Below are 17,451 nucleotides of genomic sequence, written 5' to 3'. Positions count from 1 at the left end.
ACTACCACACAATCTCTTCGACTTGTTTCGCATTCAGTTGTTCTGTCGCTTTCGCAACCTTACCGTTATGAATTTCGATGACTAAATCCGCGAGTTCCGCGATCCGCTGATCGTGTGTAATCACGAGCACTGTGCGGCCGTACGTCCTGGATTGTTCCAGCAGTAAGCTAATAATCTGCTTACCGGATACACTATCCAACGCTCCAGTCGGCTCATCGCAGAGGAGGAGTTTCGGCTGTTTCGCGATCGCACGTGCAATCGATACGCGCTGTTGTTCCCCACCCGATAATTCAGCAGGGAAGGCGTTGCGCTTATCAGAAAGCCCAACCACATCGAAAATATCATCACGCCGATCCTTTTCACCTGCGATTTGCTCGCTCATCTCAATATTTTCCTCTGCAGAGAGGTTTGGAATGAGGTTATAAAACTGGAAAACGAAACCGACCGATTCACGTCTGAATGTTGTCAGTTCACGATCAGAAAGTTTCGCAATATCCTTGCCATCAACGACAACTGCACCACTCGTTGGCCGATCCATGCCGCCCAAAATATCAAGCAGTGTCGATTTACCAGCGCCGGACGGTCCGAGAATCACGACGAATTGTCCTTGTTCCACAGCAAAGGAAATATGATCGTTCGCATAGACGGCGGTCTCGCCCTCACCGTAGCGTTTTGTGACATCTGTTAGTTCAATATAACTCAAGACTCACCCTTCTTTTCTAGTACAATCACTTTGAGATAATCACTTTCTGGCGAATGTTTTGGCACGGGAAAATCGAATGGCAGGCGGAATTCCTCCTGCAACGTTGCTTGGCATCCCGAGGCTTTGATCCCCTGTTCCAAAGCTTTGCGGTAATCCAAGCGACTGAAATTCGCCGCATTCGTACTCGCAATCAAACGTCCACCGTTAGACAGGAGCGGTAATGCTTTTTCGATCAAGGCCGGATAATGTTCCGTCACCTTGAAGTATGATTTCTTGGAGCGTGCGAAACTCGGCGGATCCATAATAATCACGTCGAACACCTCATCGTGACGCGCCGCATAATCCAAGTAATTGAACGTATCCATCATATAGACACGATGCGCCTCTTCGGGAAGGTGGTTCAAAGCGAGCTGTTCATCGAATAACTCGCGGGTCCGCTGTGCAATATCAACACTGATGGTTTCTGTTGCGCCACCCATCGCCGCCGCAATCGAAAAAGCGCCCGCATAACTGAACGTATTCAGCACACGTTTGCCGATTGCGAGCTGGTCCATCACGAAGCCACGCACATCACGCTGATCGAAGAAGATTCCGGTCATCCAGCCTTCATCGAGGTGCGTCATATAGTTGATGCCATTCTCCAAAATCGGCCAATCTGTCGGTGCAGGTGTCCCTGCGATCCATTCACTTGCTGGATAATCCGACTGCTTAAAACGATTTTTGGCAACAACGCCCTGACACTCAGGATAGACGTTTTTGACGGCTTGAAGGATGACGTCACGATAGGTTGCGATACCTTCTGAATACCACTGCGAGACGATATAGCCGTCGTACCAGTCGAGCAATAAGCCGCCCAGTCCGTCACCATCCCCGTTGAAAATTCGATAACCAGTGGTCAGCGGGTCATTCATCAGTGCTTGACGCTTTTGTTTCGCTACAGTTAATTTCTCTGTCATCAACTTCGCGTCGAGCGGTTGATCCTCAATACGACTGTAGAGCCAGCCGATGCCTTTATGTTGTTTACCGAGGTACGCCATACCGATGAACTGGCCATCGTTTCCGTTCACACGGACACGTTCACCCGTCTTACCGTCAATTGGCTGTTTCAAGTCATCAGCCATAATCAACTGACGGCCATCTTTGAGCTGTTTTGTAAGTTTTGATTTGACTTGTATGGTTTTCATGCCACCCTCCTCGTTCTATGGTAGAGCCATCTAGAAATGTCATAAAGTAAATAACCGATCACGACGCCCGATACGTTGAAAATCACATCGTCGATATGTGTCACCCCAGTGCCTAGGAAATATTGGCCGGTTTCAATCGCAATGCTCGTCGCCGCACCGGCCAACACGATTTCAAAGAATTGGCGCTTACCACGACGAAGATACGGGACGATAAAGCCGAATGGGATGAACCAAATCACATTCCCGAAGAAGTTGTACCAGAAGGAAAAGACGGAATCACCATTTTCCAATTTAAATGTATCGACTAGTGGCAGTAGATGAATGCGACTGAAGTTTCGCGTCGTGTCTAATGTGAGTGACCACCACTGCCAGTCATAACGCAGGACGGTCAGATGAATCAGTAATAGGAAATAAAAGACGAACACGGTGAGTGCGATGGGCCGTTGTTTCTGTCGAATCGGATCTCCCATCTTTTCTCTTAACTTCGCATAGCCCCACAATAACAGTAGAAACGGTACGAAGTACAAGATCACCTTGTCCAAACTAAATACAATCAATCGAATCAGTGGAAAGTGATTGATTCGATTCATCAATAGATATTCCAATAATTTTTCGAGCGGTCCTAAGAACAGCATCGTTGGGTCATTCCTCATTTATTTTGTCTTTCTTAAAGATTTAATCAATATCTTGTGTTTTTATCAACTATCTAAACCACATTCTAAAACTTTCTCCGTATTTAATGAATGAAAGGAGAATGAGTATGAATCAAGTTGAATTAATCGGTCGTTTATGTCGCGATATCGAACTGAAAACGACGGATCACGGTAAATGTTATTTGCGCAATACGGTAGCGATCAATCGCCGCACGGGCAAGCAGAAGCAACAGGCGGATTTTATTCCGATTGTAGCATTCAATAAAACGGCAGAACATATGCAGCGCTATCTCACAAAAGGCGATGAACTCGCCATCGTCGGTCATCTCTCAAGCAGTCAATACACCGCAAAGGATGGCAACACCGTCTATTCGATCGAAGTCATTGTCGATCGCGTGACTTTCTTACGGAAGAAGAAGACGAACGTGATGGACGAGATTCCAAACGTCCATGTGACCTTAAATTAAGAAAAAGCACGCTCTCTGTCTTTCTCAATGAGCAGCAGAGATTGCGTGCTTTTTATTTAATTCACTTGTCTGATTTTTTCGGCCATCGCATTAATCTTTCGGAGGCGATGGTTAACTCCAGATTTGGATACCGGTCCATCCGGCAAGCGTTCACCAATCTGTTTTAAGCTCAGATCCGGATTGTCCATACGCATACGAGCGACATCCTGCAGTTTCGGTGATAGCTGTTCCAGCCCAACCGTGTTTTGGATTAACTGAATGTTTTCGATCTGTTGCAAAGCCGCATTCACGGTTTTATTTAGATTCGCACTCTCACAGTTGACGCGACGATTGACGGAATTACGCATATCGCGCGTTACACGAACATTTTCGAACCTCAAGATTGACTGGTTGGCACCGATCAATGCGAGAAAATCAGAAATTTTATCGGCCTCCTTCAGATAAATAAAGTGGCCATTGCGACGTGCTGCGGTGCGCACATTGAGTCCGAACGGCTGCATCATCGCCTGCAGAATCAAGTGATTGTTTTCCTGCAGTGAGTAAATTTCTAAATGATAGGAACTCGTCTCCGGATTATTGACGGAACCACCTGCCATGAAGGCCCCGCGCAAGTACGCGCGCATAGTCGCTTCAGAGCGATGAATCTTTTCTATCGTGGCATCATCCATCATACCGAAGATATTTAATCCCATATCACTCAATATGCCTTCCACGCCGCTCTTCACCCGAACGACGTAGACATTATTTTTCTTCAGCTTCATCTTACGGCGCACAATAATATCCGGCGCAATCAGATAGACGGTTTTGAACGCCTGATAAATGCGGCGCGCAATGGCAGCATTTTCGGTTTGAATATCCAACGTCACGCGCTCACTACTCAATGAAATGATGCCGTTCATATGCACCATCGCAATCAATTCGGCACGTGCTTCTTTGGGTGAGACGGCGACTGCGGTTAATTCTTTTTTGACTTCACTCGCAAAAGAACTCACGCTATCGATCCACCTTCCTCATAAATTTGGCGAATGGCACCAACCAATTTGCGTTGGTTATGGTAGACGCCACTCTCTTTGAGATCCAATAAGTCAGCAGCGAAGATCGCGGAGGTTTCCTGTTCGGTGAGTCCTGCATCATCGTGTGTGACCTGAATCAAATAATCTTGTATTTCGTTTTCTTCGATATAGCTCTCTGGGACGATACTGTCGTTAATCAGCATGACATCGACCTTGTGTTTGCCAAGATGTTTGTTGATGGCTTCTAAGTGATCGAGATCGCTGAAATGCTCGGTTTCGCCGACCTGCGTCATGATATTGCAGACGTAAACCACCGTGGCATCCGTCTCATCGATCGCATCGCGCACTTCCTGAATGGTTAAATTCGGCAAAATCGACGTGTATAAGGAACCCGGCCCCAATACTAAAACGTCCGCTTCCTTGATCGATTTCACAACCTGACGTCCGGCGTAAACGGGCATCTCACCCGCTTCATCGCCGACACGGTGCGTGGTCACGTAGTCGATCGGACGGTTGGCGGCGACAATCGCTGTTTCACCTTCGATAACCGTACCGTCCAAACAGTGTGCCTGTAAGATCAGTGGTGTTTCCGATACGGGGAGCACTTTGCCCTGCACGTTCATCGATACGGAAACCAACTGTAACGCCTTGTGGATATCGCGGCGTTCAGCGAGTGCCGCAATGATCAAGTTCCCTACCGCGTGCCCAGAGAATTGATTATCCTTCGGCGCAAAACGATATTGGAAAACATCTTTATAGGTCTGGCTCGTATCGGACAACGCCACGATACAGTTGCGGATATCTCCAGGTGGGATCGTATTCAATGCGGTACGAATCGTTCCGCTACTCCCACCATCATCCGCAACCGTGACGATGGCGGTGATATCCCAATTATCCGCTTTTAATCCGGAGAGGAGGATTGGGAGACCTGTCCCACCACCGATCACCGTAATTTTTGGTTTTGCTTCTTTTGTCATGATTGTTCTCCTATAATGTGCGATCGATATCACGATGTTTGACGTGCACTGGATAGTCGAATTTCTTGCTCAAGTGTTGCGCTGTTTTTTCGATCAACGCAACCGAACGATGACGCCCGCCCGTACAACCGATCGCAATTGTTAGGGATGATTTGCCTTCTGCTCCATACATTGGTACCGTGTAATCCAACATATCGAGGAATTTATCCATAAAGATCTGTGTTTCCTCTTTTTCAGTGACATAGTCGGAAACGGCCTGATCAAGTCCTGTCTTCGGACGCAATTCGTTGTCATAGTGTGGGTTCGGCAAGAAACGTACGTCCATGACGATATCGGAATCGATCGGAATCCCGTATTTGAAACCGAACGATACCGTTTCAATGGTGAAGCCCTTGGTCGAATCACCGTTGAATTGGTGCATCAACAGTTCACGCAGTTCGCGCGGTCTGAGATTCCCCGTATCCACAATCTCATCAGATAGAGAACGAATTGGCATCAAACGTTGGCGTTCTAACTGAATCGCATCGAGCGTACTGAGCCCATCGTTACTGAGCGGATGGTTACGACGTGTTTCCTTGTAACGGCGAACCAATGCGGCATCGCTCGCTTCAAGGAAAACGACATGCATCTCCCAGCTACTGTCGATTTCATTCTTTGCTAAGGCATCGGTCACATGATCGAAGAACTGTCCTGAACGCAAATCGACGGCGAGACAGATTTTACTAATATCTGACGAGCGATTGATTAATTCAAAAAACTTACTCATTAGAGACGGCGGCATATTATCGACACAGAAGTACCCCATATCTTCGAAACTCTGCATCGCAATTGTCTTACCGGCACCGGACATCCCGGTAATAATCATTAATTGATTGTGATCTGGCAACATCGTTCGAACCCTCCGTTCACGCACTCCAATGCTTCTGATTACTCAAAAAATCCCTCCCATGTCAGCATGAGAGAGACTTTTTCGATGTCTAATTCTATGATCTATTTTACACGATTATCGCTCGGTGTTCAAAGACTAAAATTAGTCACCCCATGGATAATCGTAGAGCGTGGTGTTTTTAACGTCTGCGATGGTCTGCGTTCCTGCCAATTGCATCGTTTTAACTAATTCTTTCTTAAGGAATTCAAAGACCTGTTCAACACCGCGTGCACCACCTGTAGCTAAACCGTAAAGCACGGGACGACCAACTGCCACGAGATCCGCACCCGCTGCTAGGGCTTTAAAGACGTGTGTGCCGCGACGCACACCGGAGTCGAAAACAACCGGCACGCGCTTGTCAACGCCTTTAGCGACTTCGACAAGCGAATCAAACGCCGGACGACCGGCATCGATTTGACGACCACCGTGGTTAGATACCCAGATTCCACCAGCCCCCGCTTCGATTGAGAGATCCGCATCTTCAGCTGTCTGTACCCCTTTGACAAAGACAGGAAGCCCGCTGTAGTCAGCGATGAACTTCACATCGTCGGGGGACAATTTTTGTTTGGAGGAACCGTAAACGGCATCCATGTTCATGCCGACACCATCGATATATTGTTCAACGATCGGCATGCCGACTGGGAAAACAAAGCCCGTACGCTGGTCCATTTCGCGGTTACCACCGACTGTCGCATCGGCCGTCAATACAATCGCCTTAGCGCCACTCGCTTTGACGGCGTCCATCATGTCACGGTTAATCGCGTTGTCCTTACTCATATAGAACTGGAACCAAAGCGGTGCTCCTGCCCCCATGGATTCGCGCACTTCATCCAAGTTGTAGGATGAGTAGGAGCTGATGGTATAGATCGTATTCGCATTCGCCACCCCTTTTGCGCTATCTAATTCGCCGCGTTCGTGCGCTAATTTATGTGCAGCGATCGGTGCCATAATCATCGGAATATCGATTTTATCACCGAACATTTCTGTTGAAGTGTCTGGATTCTCAACGTCTTGTAGGACGCGCGATGGGATCATTTTGTGGTTGAACGATTTAATGTTGTGTTCGAGCGTCCACAGATCACCCGCACCGCTCGAAATATAGCCGTAGCCACCAGTTGGGATGACTGCCTTTGCCTGTTCCTCGAGGTCGAATAAGTTAACGAAATTCACGCCGCCTTCTGTGCATGGTGCATTGTAGTTTTCAGTCATAGTTATGTATGCCCTTTCTTTTCTAAATTCTTGTGTATTTTAACATACTTATGTCTCAAGAATATACGATAAAATAAAGGATGTAAACATTTTCTTACTATGTGAAAACCAACAATATTCATCTTTAACGAATCATTGTCTGTAACGATTCATTAATATCATTTTCCCCATGGATAATCACGCAGTTCAGTGTTCTTAATATCTTCAACCGTTTGCGCACCAGCCAGCTGCATGGTTTTTTCGAGTTCCATCTTGAAGAATTCGTAAACCTGTTCAACACCGCGCTCACCACCAGCGGCAGCCCCGTAGAGGAGCGGACGGCCGATTGCGACGAGGTCTGCACCGGAAGCCAAGGCTTTAAAAACGTGTGTACCACGACGGATACCGGAGTCGAAAATCACAGGTACGCGCTTATCGACAGTAGCAGCGACTTCCTGAAGAGCATCGAATGAAGCGACGCCAGCGTCGAGCTGACGACCACCGTGGTTGGAGACCCAGATCCCACCAGCTCCCGCTTGAATGGATAATTCAGCGTCTTCTGCGGTTTGCACCCCTTTGACAAAGACGGGGAGACCGGTATATTCGGCGATAAACTGGACGTCTTCTGGTGAGAGATCCTGTTTGGATTGGTGGTAGCCTTCATAGCTACCGTCATTATTGCCTTTGCTGTGGTATTCCATAATCGGCTGACCGAATGGGAAAACAAACCCCGTGCGCTGATCCATCTCGCGGTTTCCACCGATCGTCGCATCAGCTGTCAACGCAATCGCCTTGGCACCGTAGCTCATCACACGGTCGAGGATGGCTTTGTTCAAGTCTTTGTCCTCACGCATATAGAATTGGAACCAGAACGGTGCATCTGCACCCATTGATTCACGGACCTCATCGATATCGTAGGAAGAGTAGGAACCGAGCGTATAGATCGTGCCTGAATTGGCCGTACCGCGCGATGTGACTAACTCCCCGCGTTCATGTGCCAAACGATGAGAAGCCATCGGTGCGGTGATGATTGGCACATCAATTTCCGTGTCGAAAATTTTCGTCTTCGTGTCGGGATTTTTCACATTCTGCAACACACGTAACGGAATCAATTTATGATCAAACGCCTTCACATTCTGTTCGAGTGTCCATAAATCACCCGCACCACTCGAAATATAGCCGTAACCGCCAACTGGCAGAAGTGCTTTAGCTTGCTGCTCTAGGTCATCAATATTAATAAATTGGGCACCGCCTTCGATCGTCGATGCGTTGTAAGGAACGTTTGCCATGTTGTCCACCTCATTTACTGATTGTTATTACTTAATTAGTATACTAACACATTTTCACAAACAAATCTTCTCTTGGCACTTATCAGTCAGAATTGAGAGTATAAAAAAAGCGGTTCAAACCCGCTTCCCAAAATCGGGAAAACCGGATTTGAACCGACGACCCCTACGTCCCGAACGTAGTGCTCTACCAAACTGAGCTATTTCCCGTTCAAATAAAAAATGCGCCCAGCAGGATTCGAACCTGCAACCGCTTGATTCGTAGTCAAGTACTCTATCCAGTTGAGCCATGGGCGCATATGAAGCGGAAAACGGGATTCGAACCCGCGACCCCCACCTTGGCAAGGTGATGTTCTACCGCTGAACTATTTCCGCATCAGTGATATATAAATGTTATCGACTTATATAATCTACTCCCTTTAGATGTATTTGTCAACACTTTTGTTAAAAAATCACAAAAAAATTCAAATCACTTTAGAAATCTATAGAAAACGATTACAATAAAACTAATCAATCACTTAAGGAGTTGAATAATATGAGAAAACGCTGGTGGTTAATGAGTCTAACCGCATTGACACTATTGCTCGTCGGTTGTCAGAATCAGACGGTTGATTCCTCGCAAGAAGCGAATACGGAAATTGTAGGTGACGCGCCTGCCATTCGCTGGACACTCGATGGTCGCGTGGAGCCGCAAGAAGGACAGAACGAAAATATTGGGACAGCCGGGTTAATGTACGGTGAATCGAACGGCTACCTCATTGTCGGTGGTGGTGCCAACTTCCCAGATGGCTCCCCTGCAGAGAATGGTGAGAAAGCTTTTTATCCGGACGTCTACAGCTACCAAAATGTCGATGGGCATTTGAAACCTGTGGCGCACAATACGTTAGATTTTGATCTTGCATACGGCATGTCTGTCACATCTGATGAAGGCATCTACTATATCGGTGGCAGTCCCGATGACGCCTATGCGAAACGCATCTCATTGATTACTGCTGACTCTGACGGTAATGTGAGTGCTGAAACCGTCATGGATCTCCCATTCGCGATTCAAGATGGCGTTGCGTTCAAAGACGATAACACCCTCTACTTCGGACTCGGTGCGCAGGATGGCGAAGCCAGCAATAAATTCTACGCCGTTAATCTCGAAACGAAAAAAATTGAAGAGAAAGCTGATTTACCAGGTGACACACCACGTAAACAGGCCGTTTATGAATACCTCGACGGCAAATTCTACATCTTCAGCGGTGGTGATCAGGAAGCCTACACGGATGGCTATGCTTACGACCCAACGGCAGATGAATGGACCGCAGTCGCAGACGTTGCGATCGACGGCGAAAATATTTCCCTGCTCGGTGGTCAATCGGTCAAACTCGATGACGATGAGATGTTGGTGATCGGCGGCTTCAACAAAGCGATCTACGACGAAGCGAATAAACAGATGGGCGAACTCGAAGGCGATGAGCTCCAAGCGTACAAGGATGATTACTTCAACCGTGATCCGAAAGCATTCAACTGGAATACGAAGATCCTGATCTACAACGCTAAAGACAACAGCTGGCGTGCGATGGGCGAAATTCCATTCGACGCACCGTGTGGCCAGGCGTTATTGCTCGATGACGACAACATCTTCTCCATCAATGGTGAAGTGAAACCGGGAACGCGTACGAACCGCATCTACTCGGGTGAGATTGAGGGCTAATCTGTATATCTGACGCACACAAAAACGGCGCACCGTTTAGAGGTACACCGTTTTTTATTTGGTTTAATTTTTATTAGCCAATGGTGTTATTCAAGGCATCGAGATAGGCATCTGCTTTTTCGACAGCAGCGTCATCGCTATCCGCCTGTGCGCTGACGTAGAATTTGATTTTCGGTTCGGTTCCACTCGGACGCACGGCTAACCATGCACCGTCTGCGAGGTAGAATTTCAGAACGTCAGCACGATCGATCGCAATTTCTTCATCACGACCGTCTGCGAAGGTACGGGTAGTATTGAGGTAATCTTCAACAGTCGTCACTTCAACGTCTGCCAACGCTTTTGGTGTGTTGTCGCGCAAGGCTGTCATGATCTTTTGAATTTCAGCCTGACCACTCTGACCTGAACGTGTCAGAGAAACCGTCTTCTCGTAGAAGTGACCGTACATTTCAAAGATTTCTTCTAACCCGTCATACGGTGTCTTGCCCTGTTTCTTGTAGAAAGCAGTCAATTCCGCAAACAATACAGCCGTCTGAACCGCATCTTTATCACGAACGAACGGTTGAATCAAGAAGCCGTAGCTTTCTTCAAAGCCAAACATGAATGTGCGTGAATGATCGGCTTCGTACTGCTTAATCTGTTCAGCGATGAATTTGAAACCAGTCAACGTGTTTACTGTGTCAACGCTGTAGTGCTCTGCAATTTTCGCTGGAAGATCGCTCGACACGATTGACTTCACGATCGTTGCATTTTCTGGTAAATCATTCGCCTGTTTGTGCGCTTCTAAGATATATTTCGTCAACAACGCACCGATCTGGTTTCCCGTCAAAATACGGTATTCACCGTCCGGCGTTCTAACGCAAACGCCCATACGATCGGCGTCTGGGTCGGTTGCAATCAAAACATCTGCATTGGTTTCTTTGCCGTATTTGATGGCATAATCGAAGGCACTTTCCTCTTCTGGGTTTGGTGACTTCAGCGTATTGAATGCCGCGTTCGGTTCGCGCTGTTCTGGAATATAGACCATCTGCTTGAAACCGGCACGTTCAAACGCTTGTTCTGCAAGCAACTGCCCCGTTCCTTGGAGTGGTGTGTATACGATCGTCACGTCGTCTGCTGTTTCCTTGATCAGCTCAGGGTCGATCGTTACGGTATCCACCTCCTTCAAGTATGGCTGGTCAACGTCTTCACCGATAATTTTGGAAAGACCGTCAGCAAGCAACGCTTCAAAGTCGGCCACTTCAACGTTCAATGGTTCCACATCTTCCACGAAGCCGGTGAGTTTTGCGGCAGCTTCCGGCGTCATCTGCCCACCATCAGCACCGTAAACTTTGTAGCCGTTATATTCCTTCGTGTTATGGCTCGCGGTAATCATAATACCCGCTGCTGTTTCGAGCTCACGTACTGCAAAGGATAGTTCTGGTGTCGGACGTACATCTTCGAATAAGTACGTCTTGATGCCGTGATGACCGAGCACACGAACGGATTCTTCCGCGAATTCACGCGAGTGGTAACGACCATCATAGGCGATTACGACGCCTTGTTGCTTCGCACTGTCGCCCTGTTCAGCGATTAACTGCGCCAATCCTTCAGTGACTAGACGCACGGTATAGATGTTCAAACGGTTAATCCCTGGGCCCATTAACCCGCGCATCCCGGCCGTACCGAATGCGATACGTTGATAGAACGCATCTTCCAATGCGTCCTTATCATCCGCTAATTCAGCTAATTCATTTTTTAGATCAGCATTTAGGCCATCAAAGTTTTTCCAAGTCTCGTAAGTGTCTTTCCAATTCATTCATTTTGCCTCCGCTTAATCTTCTAGAGAAGTCACGTAATCGTATACGCTCTGTCCGGCGATACCACCATCACCGACTGCTGTTGAAATCTGACGCAAGTGTTTCTGACGCACGTCACCTGCAACGTAGATTCCTGGCACACTCGTTGCCATCGCGTCATCGGCTTTGATCCAGCCTTTTTCGTCTGTGATACCTAAGTCCATGAACGGTTTCGTGTTTGGTAATAAACCAACGTATACGAAGACACCGTCTGCTTGTACTTCGGTCTTTTCGCCAGTCTTCGTGTTTCTAGTTACCACGCCGGTCACTTTTTGGCCGTCACCTTTAACTTCTTCGACAACGGTATCCCAAGTAAAGGACATTTTTTCGTTCGCAAAGGCACGTTCCTGCAAGATTTTCTGCGCACGTAGTTGATCACGACGATGAATCACGTTCACGTGTGCTGCCATTTGGGAAAGGAAGCTTCCTTCTTCAACCGCAGCGTCACCACCGCCGACAACGACGATGTTTTTGTCTTTGAAGAATGCACCATCACACACCGCACAGTAGCTGACGCCGCGACCTTGGTATTCTTCTTCGCCAGTCACACCTAAATTGCGGTGCGTAGAACCTGTCGCAATAATGACTGATTTGGCTTTGTAGTCGGCATTGTCGGTTTTAACAATGTGGTAGCCTTCTTCGGCATGATTTTCGATACCAGAAACATTCCCATAAATGTGTTCGGCACCGAATTGCATCGCGCTTTCGTACATTGCCATTCCGAGGTCAGCACCGGAAATTTTCTGGAAACCTGGGTAGTTTTCTACCTCAGCGGTATTCATCAATTCCCCACCTGGTGCACCGAGATCTAAGACAGCTGTTGTTAAGTTAGCGCGAGACGCGTACAGTGCTGCCGTCAAACCTGCCGGACCACTACCGATTACTACAACATCATATGATTTTACTTCTTCAACCAAAAATAAACCCCTCACTCTTGTCTACAATGTGTTCTCTAAATCTAATAAATACGCTTTTAGATCATCTTTGATATCGGGATGCGCTAACCCGTAGTCGATCACCGTTTCCATGTAACCGAGTTTATTGCCGACGTCGTAACGTGAACCATCAAAACGTTTCGCAAAGACACGCTGCGTTTGGTTCAAACGATCGATCGCATCGGTCAACTGGATTTCATTCCCAGCGCCCGGTTCCTGTGTTTCCAATAGATCAAAAATCTCCGGCGTTAGCAAGTAACGACCGATAATCGCTAAATTGCTCGGCGCCTCTTCCGGTTTCGGTTTTTCGACAAAGTGCTTCACGTGATATAAGCCATCGAGATATTCCCCTTCTGGATCAATCACGCCGTACTTGTTAGTTTCTGATTCTGGCACGGGCATGACGGCCAATGTCGACGCGTGTGTTTCCTGATAGCTGTCGATCAACTGCTTCGTGAGCGGCGTTTCATCAACCATCAAGTCATCGCCGAGCATGACGACGAACGGTTCATCGCCGACAAAGGCACGCCCTTGTAAGACCGCGTCACCCAAGCCATTTGGATAGGGCTGACGTTTAAAGTAGATGTTCAAACGGATACTGTCGTTCACGAGATGCAATAGATCGGGACGTTCCTTTTGAACGAGGAAATCTTCGAGTTCGGTATTCGCGTCGAAGTAGTCCTCGATCGGATGTTTGCTTTTTCCAATAATAATCAGAATATCCTCAATGCCAGACTTGGTCGCTTCATCCACAATAAATTGGATGGTCGGGCGATCCACAATCGGCAGCATTTCTTTCGCCATCGCTTTGGTCGCTGGCAGGAAACGCGTTCCGAACCCAGCGGCTGGAATAATCGCTTTGGTGACTTTGTTTTTCATATGTTTAATCCTCCGATTGGATACCGTAAAATTCCGGTTTCTGTGTGCGTCCCATCAAGATTTTCAAAGCATCGCTAATGGATAATTTGCCATTAATCACATCGGCCATCGCTTCCGTGATCGGCATTTCGACACCGAGTTCTTTCGCTAATTTGGCAGTGACGACAGCCGTCGATACCCCTTCAACAACCTGATTCATGCTATCGATCGTTTCCTCGACACTTTTGCCTTGACCGATCGCATGCCCCGCCTGCCAGTTTCTGGACAATTCACTGTTCGCGGTCACGAAAAGGTCACCGACCCCGCTGAGTCCGCTGAAAGTGACTGGATCCGCGCCGAGTTTTACCCCGAGACGCGTGATTTCAGCGAGTCCGCGCGTGATTAAGATTGCTTTGGTGTTAACACCGAGTTCGAGCCCATCCACAGCACCGGCCCCGAGCGCGATAATATTTTTCAACGCACCGCCGAGTTCGACTCCGACAATATCTGATGACGTGTAAACACGGAAATAGTCAGTAGCGAACAGATCTTGAACGCGACAGGAGGCGTCCGTATCTTCACAAGCCGCTGTCACAGCCGTCGCATGGCGTTTGGCGACTTCTTCGGCATGGCTCGGGCCAGATAAGGCGACAGGTCCTTGATGCGGTACGTCCGCAAAAACTTCTGTCAAGATTTCACTGATTCGTTTGTGCGTCCCTGGTTCGAGTCCTTTTGAGGCATGGACGATCAGCGGTTCACCAATCGTTTGTCCAGCTGCTTCGAACGCTTTGAGCTGTTCGACAACTTGTTTGGACACATCGCGCATCCCTTTTGTTGGAATCACAAACAGAATGCCTGTAACATCCGCTAAGGTGACCGCAAGATCAGACGTAGCGGTAACATGTTCATCGACCGTGAAGTCATCGAGATAGCGCGTGTTCGTCCGCTGGTTCTGTAATTCTTCGGCATGTTCTGGATGATGCGTCCACAAACGCACATCGTACCCGTGTTCGCCGAGAACGTTCGCTAAGGTACTTCCCCACGAACCGGCACCGAGTACGGCTACTTTTTTGTTCATCGTGAACCCTCCTTCGTTCCTTTCACATCGGCGTAATCTGGCATTTCTGGATACTGATAGCGACGCCAGATAATTAAGGCGATACCTGCCACAAACAGCACCATCGAGAGTGCCTGGGAGACACGAATCGGTCCCCAATACAAGCTATCCGTGCGCAATCCTTCGATGAAGAACCGACCGAATGCGTACCAGATCAGATACAGGAATGTCGTTTCGCCGAGTTTCAGGTCCTGTTTCTTGTGTCTTACCAGTAAGAGTAACACCACACCTAGGAAATTCCATAATGATTCGTACAGGAAGGTCGGATGGTAGTAGGTGCCATCGATTTGCATATTATCCACAATGAACTGTGGCAAATGCAATGTATTACTCAAGAAATCCTGACTGACCGGGCCACCGTGTGCTTCTTGATTGACGAAGTTTCCCCAACGACCGATCCCCTGCGCCATGAGTAAATAAGGCGTCGCTACATCCGTCAATAGGAAGAACGGGAATTTTTTACGTTTGGCATAGAGTAACATCGCTAGCGTACCGGCGATCACACCACCATAAATGGCGATCCCACCGTTCCAAATTTGAATGATTTCACCGAGATGCTGTGAATAGTATTCCCATTCAAACAGGACGTAATAAATACGAGCGCCGATAAAACCGATCGGGATAACCCAGAGTGCCGCATCATAACCGATATCATCGCCAAAGTCTTTGCGTTTGAACTCGCGTGAAATGAGTTCGATCGCAAGCACCATGGCTACCGCAATAATAATGCCGTACCAGTGCACGGGAATGCCGAACAGATTAAACGCTACTGGATTGTTTAATAGCCACATCGATTAAGACCTCTGCTTTCTACTGCGTTCCGCTTCATCTTCTGCGGTGTTGCGAGCGATGAGATTAGTCAGACGATCTTCAAATTCTTGTTCGGAATTGAACCCCATGCGTTTCGCACGATAGTTCATCGCAGCGACTTCCACGATATTCGAACTGTTACGACCAGTGCGAATCGGCACGGTCACGCGTGGAATGGCGACATCAAACATCGGTATCGTTTCCTCAGCTGAACCGAGGCGATCGTATTCGGCGGATGAATCCCATTCAATCAAATTCACAATCATATTCAACTGCTGTTCGGTACGAACGGCTCCTGCCCCGAAGAGCGTGAACACATTGATAATCCCGAGTCCGCGAATTTCGATCATGTTGCGGAGAATTTCAGGCGCCTTACCGATCACGGTATGTTCATCACGTTTGTGGAAATCGACGCGGTCGTCCGCCACGAGACGGTGACCGTGTTTGATCAGTTCGAGCGCTGTTTCTGATTTACCGATACCGCTATCACCTGTAATCAAGATACCTACCCCGTAAACGTCAACGAATACGCCGTGCTCCGTCTGACGCGGTGAGAGCGTCTCCTGTAGGTAACTCGTAATATTTTTCAGCAATTGCGTGGTCACTGTTGCAGAACTGAGAATGGGAATGTGCATCTCCTCAGCCACTTGGAAAACTTCCGCTGCTGGTGTTAACTCTCTCGAGAACACAAAACATGGTGTCTCCTCCTGCGCCATTTCACGCATTCGTTCTAATCGTTCTTCAGACGATAACGTCTCCATGTAGGAATGCTCATTCAACCCGAATAATTGCACACGCTCTGCTGGATAGTAATTGAAATAACCCGTCAATTCTAATCCCGGTCTGGAAATATCTGTCGTCACAATTTTTCGGTAAAGGTAGTCTTCACCACTGAGCACTTTCATATCGAGTACTTCAGCTAAGCCTTGCACTGTTCCGCCGATCATCGCATCCGCCTCCTTCATTTTGTGTACATTACTGTCACTATGATAGCACATTTTCGCAGTCGAAACCGTGTCCTCTGTTCAGACACAAAAAAAACGCGCCACCGTTAACGGTAACGCGCACATCATTCAGTAGCTCGCAATTAATCGCTGCAAAGCCCACTGAATCACACTGTATAAGGTCGCCAGAAGCATCATATAACCGAACGACTCCATATAAACGGCCGGTCCCATGATCCAGTTCGCGATCATAAATAAGAATCCGTTCAATACGATTCTAAACAATCCGAACGTCAGTAGTCGAATTGGGAACGAAATAATCTTCAATACCGGCAAGACGAAAGTGAATAATCCCATCACAATCACAGCCAGTACACACGCCACCCAGAAATTGGAAATATAGGCGTGTGGATAGAAGAGCTCTGACAACCCCATCAAAATCAAGGCGTTCAAAATTACTTGTAAAATAAACCTCATGGTCTAATCATCCTCAACATGTTCTGCTTCGCGAATAGCGGTTCGTCTGCCGCGGCTATGATCCTGTGATCCCGTATAGTAGACTGTCGTACGCTTTTGCTTACGGGCAGCTGTCGATTCCGCCGGCAACAAGAACGCAAAAACAAAATACAGGAAAACGACCGGTAAAGCCATTGGTGTAAACAGCACGATAAACGCAATGAGGCGCAATACCGTTGCGCTCATATTGAGTGAATCAGCCAATCCACCAAACACGCCGGCAATTCTTCGATTGGTTGACGAACGTTTCATAGTTTCCTCCTTAGCCATTAACTGGCGGAAATGTACCCCCTAGTGTATCAGTAAATCGCACGCAATGCATGCGTGACGGGTATTAT

At 47.7% G+C, this 17,451-nt stretch carries 18 protein-coding genes and 3 tRNA genes; 2 read left to right on the top strand and 19 right to left on the bottom strand.

From position 1 onward, the window contains the following. Position 1: 1 nt before the first annotated feature. From ACWOEX_RS03170 to ACWOEX_RS03160, 3 genes are read right to left on the bottom strand one after another with little or no spacing between them, the layout of a single operon-like run. Entirely contained in the window at positions 2-703 is a 702-nt protein-coding gene (locus ACWOEX_RS03170) for an ABC transporter ATP-binding protein (RefSeq protein ID WP_455297915.1), read from the bottom strand. Further along, positions 700-1,887, bottom strand: a complete 1,188-nt coding sequence (locus ACWOEX_RS03165) for a class I SAM-dependent rRNA methyltransferase (protein WP_455297913.1) — start codon at positions 1,885-1,887, stop codon at positions 700-702. Before ACWOEX_RS03165 ends, ACWOEX_RS03170 begins: the two co-directional genes overlap by 4 nt. After that, complete coding sequence (locus ACWOEX_RS03160; RefSeq protein WP_455297911.1) at positions 1,884-2,540, bottom strand: VanZ family protein; 657 nt, start codon at positions 2,538-2,540, stop codon at positions 1,884-1,886. The genes ACWOEX_RS03165 and ACWOEX_RS03160 overlap by 4 nt, the downstream gene beginning before the upstream one ends. 107 nt (positions 2,541-2,647) lie before the next feature. Here ACWOEX_RS03160 and ACWOEX_RS03155 point away from each other — a divergent pair, with 107 nt between their 5' ends. Beyond that, entirely contained in the window at positions 2,648-3,007 is a 360-nt protein-coding gene (locus ACWOEX_RS03155) for a single-stranded DNA-binding protein (RefSeq protein ID WP_455297909.1), read from the top strand. 56 nt (positions 3,008-3,063) lie between these two features. On the opposite strand, the gene whiA is transcribed toward ACWOEX_RS03155, so the two are convergent. The 8 genes from whiA to ACWOEX_RS03115 form a co-directional block, all read right to left on the bottom strand. Further along, entirely contained in the window at positions 3,064-3,999 is a 936-nt protein-coding gene (gene whiA / locus ACWOEX_RS03150; RefSeq protein WP_455297907.1) for a DNA-binding protein WhiA, read from the bottom strand. Continuing rightward, the gene (locus ACWOEX_RS03145; protein ID WP_455297905.1) at positions 3,996-4,997 is read right to left on the bottom strand and encodes a gluconeogenesis factor YvcK family protein; all 1,002 of its coding nucleotides are present in this window, start codon (positions 4,995-4,997) and stop codon (positions 3,996-3,998) included. The genes whiA and ACWOEX_RS03145 overlap by 4 nt, the downstream gene beginning before the upstream one ends. Before the next feature lie 10 nt (positions 4,998-5,007). Then, a complete protein-coding gene (gene rapZ / locus ACWOEX_RS03140; RefSeq protein ID WP_455298167.1) occupies positions 5,008-5,883 on the bottom strand; it encodes an RNase adapter RapZ in 876 nt (291 codons plus the stop codon). A 144-nt stretch (positions 5,884-6,027) separates the two neighbouring features. Continuing rightward, complete coding sequence (locus ACWOEX_RS03135; RefSeq protein WP_455297903.1) at positions 6,028-7,134, bottom strand: alpha-hydroxy-acid oxidizing protein; 1,107 nt, start codon at positions 7,132-7,134, stop codon at positions 6,028-6,030. Positions 7,135-7,292: 158 nt separating this feature from the next. Further along, complete coding sequence (locus tag ACWOEX_RS03130) at positions 7,293-8,402, bottom strand: alpha-hydroxy-acid oxidizing protein (protein ID WP_455297901.1); 1,110 nt, start codon at positions 8,400-8,402, stop codon at positions 7,293-7,295. Between the two features lie 133 nt (positions 8,403-8,535). Next, a tRNA-Pro gene (locus ACWOEX_RS03125) sits at positions 8,536-8,609 on the bottom strand. Between the two features lie 13 nt (positions 8,610-8,622). After that, positions 8,623-8,696, bottom strand: a tRNA-Arg gene (locus ACWOEX_RS03120). A gap of 6 nt (positions 8,697-8,702) precedes the next feature. Continuing rightward, positions 8,703-8,774, bottom strand: a tRNA-Gly gene (locus tag ACWOEX_RS03115). Positions 8,775-8,934: 160 nt separating this feature from the next. On the opposite strand from ACWOEX_RS03115, the gene ACWOEX_RS03110 reads away from it, so the two are divergent. Further along, positions 8,935-10,098, top strand: a complete 1,164-nt coding sequence (locus ACWOEX_RS03110) for a cyclically-permuted mutarotase family protein (protein ID WP_455297899.1) — start codon at positions 8,935-8,937, stop codon at positions 10,096-10,098. Between the two features lie 73 nt (positions 10,099-10,171). Here ACWOEX_RS03110 and ACWOEX_RS03105 read toward each other — a convergent pair whose 3' ends face one another. The 8 genes from ACWOEX_RS03105 to ACWOEX_RS03070 all read right to left on the bottom strand — a co-directional run bounded on the left by ACWOEX_RS03105 (position 10,172) and on the right by ACWOEX_RS03070 (position 17,365). Next, positions 10,172-11,893, bottom strand: a complete 1,722-nt coding sequence (locus tag ACWOEX_RS03105) for a phospho-sugar mutase (protein ID WP_455297897.1) — start codon at positions 11,891-11,893, stop codon at positions 10,172-10,174. A gap of 15 nt (positions 11,894-11,908) precedes the next feature. After that, the gene (trxB, locus tag ACWOEX_RS03100) at positions 11,909-12,850 is read right to left on the bottom strand and encodes a thioredoxin-disulfide reductase (RefSeq protein WP_455297895.1); all 942 of its coding nucleotides are present in this window, start codon (positions 12,848-12,850) and stop codon (positions 11,909-11,911) included. 21 nt (positions 12,851-12,871) lie between these two features. Continuing rightward, the gene (gene galU, locus ACWOEX_RS03095; RefSeq protein WP_455297893.1) at positions 12,872-13,747 is read right to left on the bottom strand and encodes a UTP--glucose-1-phosphate uridylyltransferase GalU; all 876 of its coding nucleotides are present in this window, start codon (positions 13,745-13,747) and stop codon (positions 12,872-12,874) included. Positions 13,748-13,751: 4 nt separating this feature from the next. Continuing rightward, positions 13,752-14,804, bottom strand: a complete 1,053-nt coding sequence (locus ACWOEX_RS03090) for an NAD(P)H-dependent glycerol-3-phosphate dehydrogenase (RefSeq protein WP_455297891.1) — start codon at positions 14,802-14,804, stop codon at positions 13,752-13,754. Further along, positions 14,801-15,634, bottom strand: coding sequence for a prolipoprotein diacylglyceryl transferase (gene lgt / locus ACWOEX_RS03085; RefSeq protein WP_455297890.1), 834 nt, complete (start codon positions 15,632-15,634; stop codon positions 14,801-14,803). Before lgt ends, ACWOEX_RS03090 begins: the two co-directional genes overlap by 4 nt. A 3-nt stretch (positions 15,635-15,637) precedes the next feature. Next, entirely contained in the window at positions 15,638-16,600 is a 963-nt protein-coding gene (gene hprK / locus ACWOEX_RS03080; RefSeq protein WP_455297888.1) for an HPr(Ser) kinase/phosphatase, read from the bottom strand. 126 nt (positions 16,601-16,726) lie between these two features. Next, positions 16,727-17,074: a phage holin family protein gene (locus ACWOEX_RS03075; protein ID WP_455297886.1), complete on the bottom strand. Its 348-nt coding sequence runs from the start codon at positions 17,072-17,074 to the stop codon at positions 16,727-16,729. A gap of 3 nt (positions 17,075-17,077) precedes the next feature. Then, positions 17,078-17,365: a PspC domain-containing protein gene (locus tag ACWOEX_RS03070; protein ID WP_455297885.1), complete on the bottom strand. Its 288-nt coding sequence runs from the start codon at positions 17,363-17,365 to the stop codon at positions 17,078-17,080. Positions 17,366-17,451 lie beyond the last annotated feature (86 nt).

The organism is Aerococcus vaginalis, assembly GCF_053762225.1.
Note: the sequence above shows the minus strand (reverse complement) of the source record. Positions and strands in the feature narration are given on the sequence as shown.